We start from the raw sequence: 13,081 nt of genomic DNA, 5'->3' as shown, positions 1-13,081 counted from the left end.
TACCAGGCGAGTTCGCCTTTGGCGACTTTGGCGCTCAGTTGGAGGGCGCTTTCGAGGCCGGCCGATGGGTAGGCGGTCTTCATGGTCTCGACCAGGGCGGCGCTGTTGGTGGCTATTGGCGTGGCGGTTTCGAAGCGGCGCAGGTAGTCGGCGGTGTAGCTGATGGCGTCGGGCGTCAATGCGGCGCCGGGGGCGAAGTGGCCGGGAACGACGGTGACTGGCTTCAGCTTGGACATGTCGTCCAGTACGTGCAGCCATTGGGCGCGGGATTCGGGTGTCTGGGTGTCGGCGACCCAGACGTGCAGGCCTTTGAACAGGACTACGCCGCCAACCACGGCTTTGATCGAGGGGATCCAGACGTAGCTGCGGTCGCCCTGGCCCTGGATTTGCAGCTTTTGGCCTTCCAGTTCGATGTCGCCATCCAGCAGCTCTGGCATCACGATGCCTTTGGGGGCGTTGGCGCCCAGGATGGGACCCCAGTAGGTGACTTTGGCCTGGGCTTTCTTTTCCATTGCGGCAATGGTGGTGGCGCGGGCAACCACGCGGGCTTGGGGGAAGGCGGCTTTCAGCACGTCGAGGCCGAAGTAGAAGTCGGGGTCGCCGTGGCTGACGTAAATGGTGGTGAGGCGCTTGCCGCTGGCTTTGATTTGGGCGGCGAGCTTCTCGGCTTCGGCACGGGAAAATTGGGCATCGACCAGGACGGCGTCTTTTTTGCCCTTCACCAGGACGGAGGCGACGGGGAAGATGGCGGCTTCGCCTGGGTTGAAGACTTCCAGCGTGAGTGGGGCGGCGGCGTTGGCGGCGGTACTGGCGGCGAGGGCTGCGGCGGCGAGGGTGTGCTTGATCATGTTGCTGGTCCTTTGCGGTGAATGGATGCTTGCCAGTGTAGGTGTCCTGACATGATCGAAAAATAGGGTATATTGAAACGGTTTATTGCTTAAATCGTTCATATGGATCGAATCACGTCGGCGAGCGTCTTTGTCACCATTGCGGAGCGTGGCAGCCTGGCCGGTGCGGCGGAGGCACTGGATATGTCGCGCGCCATGGTGACGCGCTATCTGGCGGAGATGGAGGAGTGGGCGGGGGCGCGCTTGCTGCACCGGACTACGCGGCGCCTGGGGCTGACGGCGGCGGGGGAGGTGACATTGGCGCGCTGCCGGGAGTTGCTGGCGCTTGCGGGCGCCATCCCGGCGGCGGGCGATGCGGGGGCGGGGGAGCCGCGCGGTTTGTTGCGGGTGGCTTGCGCGCAGTTTCTGGCACAGACGGCGCTGGCTGATGCGCTGGGGGGATTTTTGCGCCGGTATCCGCAGGTGACGGTCGATCTGCAGGTCGATAACCGGGCGGTCAACCTGGTGGAGCAGCGGATCGACCTGGCGATCAGGATTACCAATGCGCTGGAGCCGAACCAGATTGCGCGCAAGCTGGGGGAGTGCCGGTCGATGCTGTGTGCGGCGCCGGCCTATCTGGCGGAGCATGGGACGCCCAGCGGGCCACAGGAGCTGGCGCGGCATAACTGCCTGGCGTATAGCTATTTCGGCAAGAGCGTGTGGCAGCTGGCTCGCGGCGCGGGCGTGGTGGAGGTGCCGGTGAGCGGCAGCATGACCTCGAACGAGTCGATGGCGCTGCTGGCGGCGGCGGGGCAGGGCGTGGGGATTGCAATGCAGCCGCGCTTTGTCGTGCTGCCGGAAATCGCGGCGGGCCGGCTGGTGGAGGTCTTGCCGGATTGGCAACCGCAGGCGCTGGGTATGCATGCCATTTATACATCACGCCAGCACATGCCGCCGGCATTAAGGGCTTTACTGGACTATCTGGCCGACTGGTTTGCCCGCCATGGCGCGGAGTTTTAGTTGTTGCAGTTCAATGACACGTGCTATGCTAAGCGACCGTTTTTGGAAAATCTGGAAACAACAGAGCCCTTCCCCCACAACTTGATGTGCAATCCGCTAACCGGTCAGGCCGTGTCGCGGAAGGTTTGAACAACCCGCTAATTCCTCGCGAAGCGCGAAGAAAGGTGAGCAAAGAAATGATGCAACAAAAGACGTCCACGTCCTACCTGTTTGGTGGGAATGCGCCGTACGTAGAAGAACTGTACGAAGCGTACCTCGAGAATCCTGGCTCCGTGCCAGACAACTGGCGCCAGTATTTCGACGCCATGCAGAACGTGCCGGCAGTCGACGGCAGCGCTAAACCAGACGTCATCCACTCGTCCGTCATCGCCTCCTTCGCCGAACGCGCGAAAGCTGGCCCGATGCGTACCATCGTCGCATCGTCCGACGCCGAAATGGGCCGCAAGCGCGTGGCCGCTACCCAGCTGATCGCAGCCTACCGCTACCTGGGCTCTCGCTGGGCCAACCTGGACCCGCTGCAGCGCCAGGAACGTCCGAACATCCCTGAACTCGAGCCATCCTTCTACGGCTTCACCGATGCCGACCAGGACACCGTCTTCAACATCAGCAACACCTACTTCGGCCCAGAGACCGCGACCCTGCGCGACCTGGTCAACCTGCTGCGCGACACCTACACCCGCTCGATCGGTGCGGAATACATGTACATCTCCGACCCAGCCGAGAAGCGCTGGCTGCAGGAGCGCCTGGAGTCGATCCGTTCGACCCCTAACTTCACCGCCGAAAAGAAAAAGCACATCCTGGAGCGCCTGACCGCCGCTGAAGGCCTGGAGCGCTACCTCCACACCAAGTACGTCGGCCAGAAGCGCTTCTCGCTGGAAGGCGGCGAGACCTTCATCGCTTCGATCGATGAAATCATCCAGCGCGCCGGCGAAAAAGGCGTGCAGGAAATCGTGATCGGCATGGCCCACCGCGGCCGTCTGAACGTGCTGGTGAATACCCTGGGCAAGGCGCCTAAGGACCTGTTCGAAGAATTCGAAGGCAAGCACGCTGACGACCTGCCAGCCGGCGACGTGAAATACCACCAGGGCTTCTCGTCCGACATCTCCACCGCAGGCGGCCCGGTCCACCTGTCGCTGGCGTTCAACCCGTCCCACCTGGAAATCGTCAACCCGGTGGTTGAAGGTTCCGTGAAGGCGCGTATGGACCGCCGCGGCGACAAGGAAGGCCAGCAAGTGCTGCCAATCCTGGTGCACGGCGATGCGGCATTCGCAGGCCAGGGCGTTGTGATGGAAACCCTGAACCTGGCGCAGACCCGTGGCTACGGCACCGGCGGTACCGTGCACATCGTGATCAACAACCAGATCGGCTTCACCACTTCCGATCCACGCGATGCACGCTCCACCACCTACTGCTCCGACGTCGTGAAGATGATCGAAGCACCGGTACTGCACGTGAACGCCGACGATCCTGAAGCCGTGGTTCTGGCTTCCCAGATCGCGATGGATTACCGCCAGCAGTTCAAGAAAGACATCGTTGTCGACATCATTTGCTACCGCAAACTGGGCCACAACGAGCAGGACACCCCAGCGCTGACCCAGCCGCTGATGTACAAGAAGATCGCCAAGCACCCAGGCACCCGCAAGATGTACGCGGACAAGCTGATCGCGCAAGGCGTGATCCCGGCCGACGGCGGCGACGCCATGGTGGCTGCTTACCGCGCTGCGATGGACCAGGGCAAGCACACCATCGATCCGGTGATCTCCAACTTCAAGAACAAGTATGCCGTTGACTGGCTGCCGTTCCTGAACCGCAAGTGGACCGACGCGGCCGATACCGCCGTGCCGATGACCGAACTGAAACGCCTGGCCGCCGCGATCACCACCGTGCCAGCCGACTTCAAAGTGCACTCGCTGGTGGAAAAAGTGCTGGGCGACCGCGCTGCCATGGGCAAGGGTGAAATGAACCTGGATTGGGGCATGGGTGAACACCTGGCCTTCGCGTCCCTGGTTTCCTCCGGCTACGCAGTGCGTCTGACCGGCCAGGACGCCGGCCGCGGCACCTTCGTGCACCGTCACGCTGTGCTGCACGACCAGAACCGCGAGCGTTGGGACGCAGGTTCCTACGTGCCGCTGCAGAACATCTCCGAAGGCCAGGCGCCGTTCACCGTGATCGACTCCGTGCTGTCCGAAGAGGCAGTGCTGGGCTTCGAATACGGCTACTCGACCGCCGAGCCTAACACCCTGACCATCTGGGAAGCCCAGTTCGGCGACTTCGTCAACGGCGCCCAGGTTGTGATCGACCAGTTCATCAGCTCCGGCGAAGTGAAGTGGGGCCGCGCCTCCGGCCTGGTCATGATGCTGCCGCACGGTTACGAAGGCCAGGGCCCAGAGCACTCGTCGTGCCGCCCGGAGCGTTTCCTGCAGCTGTGCGCTGACAACAATATGCAAGTGGTGCAGCCGACCACCGCATCGCAGATCTTCCACGTGCTGCGCCGCCAGATGGTGCGCCAGTTCCGTAAGCCGCTGGTGATCCTGACTCCTAAGTCGCTGCTGCGTAACAAGGATGCCGGTTCCCCGCTGGAGCAGCTGGCGAAGGGCGCCTTCCAGACCGTGATCGGCGAAGTGGACGACAAGATCGATCCGAAGAAGGTCAAGCGCGTGATCGTCTGCTCGGGCAAGGTGTACTACGACATCGCCAACACCCGCAAGACCCGTGGCGTGACCGATACGGCCATTATCCGTATCGAGCAGCTGTATCCGTTCCCGCACAAGGCCTTCGCTGCTGAACTGAAGAAGTTCCCGAGCCTGGCCGAAGTGGTGTGGACCCAGGACGAGCCGCAGAACCAGGGTCCTTGGTTCCAGATCCAGCACAACATCTTCGAGGCCATGGAAGCTGGCCAGAAGCTGGCATACGCCGGCCGTCCAGCCTCCGCATCGCCTGCCGTGGGTTACTACGACAAGCATTACGCGCAGCAGAAAGAACTGCTGGAAACTGCGTTCTCGAAGCTCAAAGGCTTCATTCTGACCAAGTAATCGGCATTAGCGGGTGAGCCGCCCGCCACGAGCGGGCGGCGCTAAAAATACACAAGATACGGAGTAAAAAACAAATGGCACAAATCGAAGTTAAAGTTCCTCAACTGTCGGAATCCGTCGCTGAAGCGACCCTGCTGACCTGGCACAAGAAAGTCGGCGAAGCTGTAGCGCGCGACGAAAACATGATCGACATCGAGACCGATAAGGTCGTGCTGGAACTGCCGGCTCCAGGCGCTGGCGTGGTTGTGCAAATCATCAAAGACAACGGCGCCACCGTTGTTGCCGGCGAAGTGATCGCCATCATCGATACCGACGCTGCCGCTGGCGCCGCTCCTTCGGCTCCTGCCGCCGCCGCTCCTGCTGCCGCTCCAGCCGCTGCTCCTGCCGCTGCTGGTGCCGACAAGTCCGGCGTGGCGATGCCTGCTGCCGCCAAGATCCTGTCCGAAGCCGGCATCTCCGCTGGCGACGTAGCCGGCTCTGGCCGCGATGGCCGCGTGACCAAGGGCGACGCCTTGGCCGCTGCCGCTGCACCGAAACCAGCTGCTCCGGCACCGCTGGCTGCCGCCGCTCCTCAGGCATCGCTGCCGAAGGTGGCTGCTCCTGCCGCCGCCAACCTGGGCGACCGTCCGGAAGAGCGCGTGCCAATGAGCCGCCTGCGCGCACGTATCGCCGAGCGCCTGGTTGAGTCCCAGTCCACCAACGCGATCCTGACCACCTTCAATGAAGTCGACATGAAGCCAGTCATGGACCTGCGTAACAAGTACAAGGACAAGTTCGAGAAAGAGCACGGCGTGAAGCTGGGCTTCATGTCCTTCTTCGTCAAGGCCGCTGTGCACGCGCTGAAGAAGTACCCGATCCTGAACGCTTCGGTTGACGGCAACGACATCGTCTACCACGGCTACTTCGACATCGGTATCGCTGTGGGTTCGCCACGCGGCCTGGTGGTGCCTATCCTGCGCAACGCAGACCAGATGAGCATCGCCGAGATCGAGAAGAAGATCGGTGAATTCGGCGCGAAAGCCAAGGAAGGCAAGCTGACCCTGGAAGACCTGACCGGCGGTACCTTCTCCATCTCGAACGGCGGCACCTTCGGCTCCATGCTGTCGACCCCGATCATCAACCCACCACAATCGGCAATCCTGGGCGTGCACGCCACCAAGGACCGCGCTGTTGTCGTTGACGGCCAGATCGTGATTCGCCCAATGAACTACCTGGCGATGTCCTACGACCACCGTATCATCGACGGCCGCGAAGCTGTCCTGGGCCTGGTAGCAATGAAGGAAGCCCTGGAAGATCCAGCGCGCCTGCTGCTGGACCTGTAATCGGCCCGGCAGCCCGCGAGGGCGGCCTTTCGCATTAGTGAAGAGAGGTTAAATGAGCGTCTCCGAAGAACTGAAGCGCCTGCACGAACTGCACCAGGCCGGTGCCCTGAGCGATGAAGAATTCGCCCGTGCCAAGGAAAAACTGCTGCAAGGATCACCATCCAGCGACTTCGCCACTGAAGTCGGCAAGTTCCGCCGTTCCCGCAACGACCAGTGGATCGCCGGCGTTTGTGGCGGCATCGCCAAGCAGACCGGCATCGAGTCCTGGATCTGGCGCCTGATCTTCGTACTGTTCACGGCCACCGTCGGTTTCGGCGTGCTGGCCTACATCCTCCTGTGGATCTTCGTCCCCATGGACGAGTAATGATTGGGAAAAGACATGAGCAACAAACAATTTGACGTAGTAGTTATCGGCGCCGGTCCTGGCGGTTACATCGCCGCCATCCGCGCAGCGCAACTGGGCTTCTCCGTAGCCTGTATCGACGAATGGAGCAACGACGCCGGCAAGCCAGCACCAGGCGGCACCTGCACCAACGTAGGCTGCATCCCATCGAAAGCGCTGCTGCAATCGTCCGAACACTTCGAACACGCATCGCACGGCTTCAAGGAGCACGGCATCAACGTGGAAGGCCTGTCCTTCGACGTAGCCCAAATGCTGAAGCGTAAGAACACCGTGGTTAAGCAGAACAACGACGGCATCCTGTTCCTGTTCAAGAAAAACAAGGTGACCTTCTTCCACGGCCGCGGCGCGTTCGCCGGCGCCGCTGGTGCTGAAGGCTACCCGATCGCCATCTCCGGCCAGACCACCGAAACCATCACCGGCAAGCAGATCATCGTTGCCACCGGTTCCAACCCACGCGCACTGCCAGGCGCGCCATTCGACGAGAAGCTGATCCTGTCGAACACCGGCGCCCTGAACATCGAAACCGTACCGGCCAAGCTGGGCGTGATCGGCGCCGGCGTGATCGGCCTGGAACTGGGCTCCGTATGGCGCCGCCTGGGTTCGGAAGTGACCGTGCTGGAAGGCCTGCCAACCTTCCTGGGCGCAGTCGACGAGCAGATCGCCAAGGAGGCGCACAAGCTGCTGACCAAGCAGGGCCTGTCGATCAACCTGGGCTGCAAGATCTCCAAGGTCGAAGCGGGCAAGGACAACGTCACCGTTGAATACACCGACGCCAAGGGCGAAGCGCAGAAGACCGTGTTCGACAAGCTGATCGTGTCGATCGGCCGTACCGCCAACACCATCGGCCTGGGCGCCGACAAAGTGGGCCTGGCGGTCGACGAGCGCGGCATGATCACCGTGGACGAAGACTGCAAGACCAACCTGCCAAACGTGTGGGCAATCGGCGACGTAGTACGTGGCCCGATGCTGGCGCACAAGGCGGAAGAAGAGGGCGTTGCAGTTGCCGAGCGCATCGCCGGCCAGCATGGCCACTGCAACTTCAACACCCTGCCGTCCGTGATCTATACCCATCCGGAAATCGCTTCCGTGGGCAAGACCGAGCAGCAACTGAAGGCGGAAGGCGTCGCTTACAAAGCCGGTACCTTCCCATTCCTGGCGAACGGCCGCGCACGTGCGCTGGGCGATACCAACGGCATGGTCAAGTTCCTGGCCGATGCGACCACCGACGAGATCCTGGGCGTGCATATCGTTGGCCCAATGGCTTCCGAGCTGATTTCCGAAGCCGTGGTGGCGATGGAGTTCAAGGCTTCGGCTGAAGACATCGCGCGCATCTGCCACGCACACCCATCGCTGTCGGAAGCGACCAAGGAAGCCGCGCTGGCTGTTGATAAGCGTACGCTGAACTTCTAACCGGAAAACCAGTGCCTGACCCGCAGGGGCAGGCACTGGGCCCGCGACCGCCGCGTCATAAGTGTCTGACCCTGTGGGTCTGACACTGGTTTACCGGTTCAAGATAATGAACGTCCAAGAGTTTTACCAGCACGCGCTAGAGCAGCGCGACTTCAAAGCCGACGCCGCCCAAAAGCGCGCCGTCGACCGCCTGCAGCAGTGCTTCGACGAATGGGTGCAGTACAAGTCCCAGCGCTCGAACAGCTTCAAACGCCTGATCAACCGTCCAACACCGCCGCGCGGCGTGTACATGTGGGGCGGGGTAGGGCGCGGCAAGTCCTTCCTGATGGATTCGTTCTACTCGGTGGTGCCCCTGGTGCGCAAAACGCGCCTGCACTTCCACGAATTCATGCGCGACGTCCACATGCAGCTGGACGAGCTGCGCGGCGTCGAAGACCCGCTGGATGAAGTCGCAAAACGCATCGCCAGGAAATACCGCCTGATCTGCTTCGATGAATTCCACGTATCGGACGTGGCCGACGCCATGATCCTGTACAACCTGATGAAGGCCCTGTACGACAACGGCGTCTCCTTCATCATGACTTCGAACTACGAGCCGTCCACCCTGTACCCGGACGGCCTGCACCGCGACCGCATCCTGCCCACCATCGCCCTGCTGAAGGAAAAGATGGACGTGCTGAACGTGGACGCCGGCGTCGACTACCGCGGCCGCGCCCTGGAGCAGGTGGACGCCTATTACACGCCGCTGGGCGCGCAAACCGACGCGCACTTGCGCGAAGCCTTCGCCCGCATCGCCGAAACGGCCGACGAAGACCCGCACATCCACGTCGAAGGCCGCGAGCTGAAGGCCCTGCGCCGCGCCGGCACTATCGTCTGGTTCGACTTCGCCACGCTGTGCGGCGGCCCGCGCTCGCAGAACGACTACCTGGAGATCGCCAGCCGCTTCCATACCGTGATATTGTCCGGTATTCCGATGATGTCGGCCGGCCAGTCGTCCGAAGCCCGCCGCTTCACCTGGCTGATCGACGTGTTCTACGACCAGAAGGTCAAGCTGATCATGTCGGCCGAAGTGGAGCCGGAAGAACTGTACACGAGCGGCGCGCTGGCCAATGAATTCCACCGTACCGTGTCGCGCATCGTCGAGATGCAATCGCGCGAGTATATGGAAAAGGAACAGCGCGGCGCTGCCGACAAGCTGTCCTGACAAGGAGAGAAATTTGAAGAACTGGATCTGGCTGGCGCTGATGCTGCCCGGCGTGACGCTGGCGCAGGATATCGGCCGTCCGGCAACGATCGGCGCCCCGCGCATCCCGCAAACCCATTCGGTGGAGCAGGCCGACGCGCGCCTGGCGCAGGTGAAGAAGGATCGCGAAGCGGTGGAAGCCGAATTCGCCGCCAGCGAACAGGTTTGCTACGACAAGTTCTTCGTCAATAACTGCCTGGACAAGGCCAAGGAGCAGCGCCGCCTGCGCCTGGCCGAACTGCGCCAGGTGGAAGTGGAAGCGAGCTACTACAAGCGCCGCCAGGCGGTGGAGCAGCGCGACCGCGAGCTGGAAGACCGCGCCCAGAAGGATGCGGCGGAAGCAGCCTACAACGCCGCCAATCCCAAGCCGCCCAAGCCGGCCCCTGACGCCAAGCCACTGCCCAAACCGGCCGCCGTTTCGCTGGAACAGCGCCAGGCCGAGCACGATGCCCGCGAGCGTGCGCGCGCCGCCAAGGAAGCGGCGGAGGCGCCGCAGCGCGCCAGCAAGGCCGCCGAATTCGAACGTAAGAAAGCAGCATCCGAAAAGCGGCAAGCTGAAATCAAGGCCAAGCTGGCCGAGAAAGAAGAGAAGAAACGCCGCGCCGCGGAGGCGCAGCAAAAGAATTAAACCGCCTTGCGCAGCTTCTGCACCGTGTAATTCACTTCTTCCTTGGGCGGGGCCACCAGTTTGATGATCGCCATCGAGCAGTTATCGCCCTTGCCCTGCGCCCGTTCGCGGGCCTTGTTGACCAGCATTTCAGCCGCCTCGCGCGGCGACTTCTTGGCGACGACAGTCGCCAGCTCCACGTCGGCAAAGTAGGACCACAGCCCATCCGAACAAAGCAGGAAGGCGTCGCCGGCTTTCAGGTTTTCCTGCAGGCCGTAGGCGATGAAGGGTTCCTTCTGCTTGTTGCCCAGCACGTTATTCAGCATCTTGGCCTGGCGGTGCTTGCGCGCCGCCTCTTCCGGCAGCTTTTCCTGTTCCATCAGGTAGGCCACGTACTCGGCGTCGCTGCTGCGGCCGACGCATTCTTTGTTGTCAAAACGATACAATCTTGAGTCGCCCACGAAGGCCCAGGCCGCCTGGCGGGCCGGTGTCAGCAGCAAAAGCACCATCGATGCCTGCGGCTCGCTGGCGCCGGTGCGCGGGTCCATCACCAGGATCTGGTGGACGTCGTGGGCGATTTCGCGCAGCAGCTCTTCGACCCGGGGCAGGCTGACGGTTTCGGACGCGCGGTATTCGTCGAATAATTGTTTGGCCGTGTGTAATACCTGTTCGGCGCCGGCGGCGCCTCCACTCACGCCATCTGCCAGCACGGCGAGCACATAGCCGGGCGCTTTGGGCGCGGTAAACAGCGCCACACGGTCATTTTGCTGGGGACGGCTACCGATATGCTGGGCAGTGCCGGCCTCGATCTTGTACGTGCTCATAGGGTCTTGACAGCTTCTTTCCAATGTCCACCTGAGTTAAACTATGCACCTGTATGCAGTTTTGTTGCAAGTATAGATTGTTGTCCAAACGAAACTGTAAGTAAACGCTCAACGCAATCGTGCAGACGACTTTCACCATATGATCAACAAAGAGGAAATCCAGCGCCGCATCATTGAACTCGATGTCGAGCACCGCGACCTGGACGCTGTGATCGAAATGTTGACCCTGGATGGTCATCACGATCAACTTCAGTTGCGCCGCCTCAAGAAGCGCAAACTGCAACTGAAAGACTATATCACCCTGCTGAAAATGCAATTGGTGCCCGACGTACCGGCCTGAGCAGGGCCATTGATCCCATTACGAACTTGACTGATCCACAACAGCCGACGCCCGCTCCCGGCGCGCCGAATGAGCCCGTTTTCCCGGCGGGCGCCCACGATGCCGACATCGAGCGCCTGTTCGGTCCCGGCGGCCCCTTGGGCCCGGCCGTTGGCGGTTTTCGCCCGCGCAAATCGCAGACCGAGATGGCCAAGGCGATTGCCGACGCTATCGCCAAGCAGCAGACCCTGATCGCGGAAGCGGGCACCGGCACCGGCAAGACCTTTGCCTACCTGGTGCCGGCGCTGCTGTGGGGCGGCAAGACCATCGTTTCCACCGGCACCAAGAACCTGCAGGACCAGCTGTTCCTGCGCGATATCCCGACCATCCGTTCCGCGCTGCAGGCGCCGGTGTCGGTGGCGCTGCTCAAGGGGCGCTCCAACTACCTGTGCCACTACCACCTGGAACGCACGCTGCAGAACGGCCGCATGACCTCGCGCGAGGATGTCGGCAACCTGCGCGAAATCCAGCGTTTCCTGAAGATGACCAGCACCGGCGACAAGGCGGAGCTGGCGCGCGTGCCGGAAAATGCGCTGATCTGGAACCTGGTGACTTCCACCCGCGAGAACTGCATGGGGCAGGAGTGCCAGTACTACCAGGACTGCTTCGTGATGAAGGCGCGCCGCGAGGCGCAGCAGGCCGACGTGGTGGTAGTCAACCACCACCTGTTCTTCGCCGACGTGGCGCTGAAGGATACCGGCGTGGCCGAACTGCTGCCCGCTGCGAATACCGTGATCTTCGACGAGGCGCACCAGCTGCCGGATACCGCCACGCTGTTCTTCGGCGACACGATCTCGACCTCGCAGATCCTGGAGCTGTGCCGCGACGTGCTGGCCGAGGGCCTGGCGCATGCGCGCGACGGCGCCGAGTGGGCCAAGGTTGTGACGCCGGTGGAGAAAGCTGCGCGCGACCTGCGCCTGACCTTCAGCCAGGACATCGTGCGCATGTCGCTGCCGCAGATCGCGCCGTCGAGCGATTTCTTCCCCGCGCTGCAAACGCTGAAGGACGAGCTGATCGACATGATCGCCGTGCTGGAACGGAACGCCGAGCGCGCCGAAACCATCGAGCAGTGCCGGGTGCGGGGCAACGAACTGTCGGCCAAGCTGGAAGCCTGGAAGTTCGATCCCAAGGCCAAGGTGACGCCAGGCGAGGAAGCCGTGTTCTGGGTGGAAGCCTTCCAAAGCTCGTTGCAACTGCATAAGACCCCGCTGTCGATCGCGCCGATCTTCAACGGCCAGCGCGAAGGCGTGCCGCGCAGCTGGATCTTCACCTCCGCCACGCTGGCGGTGAAGAACGACTTTACCCATTTCGCCCAGCAAATGGGGCTGGAGAACGAAACCGCGCGCAATTGGCCAAGCCCGTTCAACTACGAAGAGCAGGGCATCCTGTATGTGCCGCAAGGCCTGCCGGACCCGAATTCGATGGGCTACACCGACGCCGTGCTGGATGCCGCGCTGCCGATCATCGAAGCCGCCGGCGGCCGCACCTTCCTGCTGTGCACCACGTTGCGCGCCGTCAAGCGCGCCGCCGACCGCCTGCGCGACGAGTTCGAGAAGCGCGGCCTGAAGTTCCCGCTGTTCGTGCAGGGCGACCGTGGCCGCACCGAGCTGCTGGACCAGTTCCGCAAGGCCGGCAACGGCGTGCTGATTGGCTCGCAAAGCTTCTGGGAAGGTGTGGACGTGCGCGGCGATGCGCTGTCGCTGGTGATCATCGACAAGCTGCCATTTGCGCCGCCGGACGACCCGGTGCTGGCCGCCCGTATCGAAGTAATGGAGCGCCAGGGCCTGAACGGCTTCATGGGACACACCCTGCCGGAAGCCATCATCAACCTGAAGCAGGGCGCTGGCCGCCTGATCCGCGACGAAAGCGACCGTGGGGTGCTGATGCTGTGCGACCCGCGCGTGATCTCCAAGCCTTACGGCCGCCGCATCTGGCAAAGCCTGCCGCCGTTCAAGCGCACCCGCGAGGCGGCTGACGTGATCGCCTTCTTCCAGGGCGACCGGTAAAGGTAGGT

The 13,081-nt window shown here is 62.5% G+C and carries 11 protein-coding genes; 9 read left to right on the top strand and 2 right to left on the bottom strand.

The annotated features are described in order from the left end of the window. On the bottom strand, window positions 1-848 hold an 848-nt coding region (locus AAHE99_RS14905; protein ID WP_342118134.1), incomplete at its 3' end, for an MBL fold metallo-hydrolase. Window positions 849-950: 102 nt separating this feature from the next. Between AAHE99_RS14905 and AAHE99_RS14900 the strand changes: the two genes are divergently transcribed. From AAHE99_RS14900 to AAHE99_RS14870, 7 genes are all read left to right on the top strand, one after another. After that, window positions 951-1,847, top strand: a complete 897-nt coding sequence (locus AAHE99_RS14900) for a LysR family transcriptional regulator (protein ID WP_342118133.1) — start codon at window positions 951-953, stop codon at window positions 1,845-1,847. 176 nt (window positions 1,848-2,023) lie between these two features. Further along, window positions 2,024-4,879, top strand: a complete 2,856-nt coding sequence (locus tag AAHE99_RS14895) for a 2-oxoglutarate dehydrogenase E1 component (RefSeq protein ID WP_342118132.1) — start codon at window positions 2,024-2,026, stop codon at window positions 4,877-4,879. A gap of 74 nt (window positions 4,880-4,953) precedes the next feature. Further along, window positions 4,954-6,201, top strand: a complete 1,248-nt coding sequence (odhB, locus tag AAHE99_RS14890; RefSeq protein WP_342118131.1) for a 2-oxoglutarate dehydrogenase complex dihydrolipoyllysine-residue succinyltransferase — start codon at window positions 4,954-4,956, stop codon at window positions 6,199-6,201. 52 nt (window positions 6,202-6,253) lie between these two features. Beyond that, window positions 6,254-6,565: a PspC domain-containing protein gene (locus tag AAHE99_RS14885; protein ID WP_342118130.1), complete on the top strand. Its 312-nt coding sequence runs from the start codon at window positions 6,254-6,256 to the stop codon at window positions 6,563-6,565. A 15-nt stretch (window positions 6,566-6,580) separates the two neighbouring features. Further along, entirely contained in the window at window positions 6,581-8,014 is a 1,434-nt protein-coding gene (lpdA, locus tag AAHE99_RS14880) for a dihydrolipoyl dehydrogenase (RefSeq protein ID WP_342118129.1), read from the top strand. A gap of 106 nt (window positions 8,015-8,120) precedes the next feature. Next, window positions 8,121-9,218: a cell division protein ZapE gene (gene zapE, locus AAHE99_RS14875; RefSeq protein WP_342118128.1), complete on the top strand. Its 1,098-nt coding sequence runs from the start codon at window positions 8,121-8,123 to the stop codon at window positions 9,216-9,218. Window positions 9,219-9,231: 13 nt separating this feature from the next. Then, window positions 9,232-9,885 (top strand): hypothetical protein, encoded by a 654-nt coding sequence (locus AAHE99_RS14870; protein ID WP_342118127.1) that lies wholly within the window; start codon window positions 9,232-9,234, stop codon window positions 9,883-9,885. On the opposite strand, the gene AAHE99_RS14865 is transcribed toward AAHE99_RS14870, so the two are convergent. Continuing rightward, window positions 9,882-10,688 carry a PP2C family protein-serine/threonine phosphatase gene (locus AAHE99_RS14865; protein WP_342118126.1) on the bottom strand — a complete coding sequence of 269 codons (807 nt, stop codon included), beginning with the start codon at window positions 10,686-10,688 and terminating at the stop codon, window positions 9,882-9,884. The genes AAHE99_RS14870 and AAHE99_RS14865 overlap by 4 nt on opposite strands. Window positions 10,689-10,827: 139 nt before the next feature. Between AAHE99_RS14865 and AAHE99_RS14860 the strand changes: the two genes are divergently transcribed. Both AAHE99_RS14860 and AAHE99_RS14855 read left to right on the top strand, forming a co-directional pair. After that, complete coding sequence (locus AAHE99_RS14860; RefSeq protein WP_161027760.1) at window positions 10,828-11,028, top strand: YdcH family protein; 201 nt, start codon at window positions 10,828-10,830, stop codon at window positions 11,026-11,028. Window positions 11,029-11,054: 26 nt separating this feature from the next. Then, a complete protein-coding gene (locus tag AAHE99_RS14855; protein WP_446728930.1) occupies window positions 11,055-13,073 on the top strand; it encodes an ATP-dependent DNA helicase in 2,019 nt (672 codons plus the stop codon). Window positions 13,074-13,081: the final 8 nt, after the last annotated feature.

The sequence above is a fragment of the Pseudoduganella sp. OTU4001 genome, assembly GCF_038440195.1.
In the GTDB taxonomy this organism is placed as follows: Bacteria; Pseudomonadota; Gammaproteobacteria; order Burkholderiales; family Burkholderiaceae_D; genus Rugamonas.
This window is presented reverse-complemented; position numbering and strand designations above follow the sequence as displayed.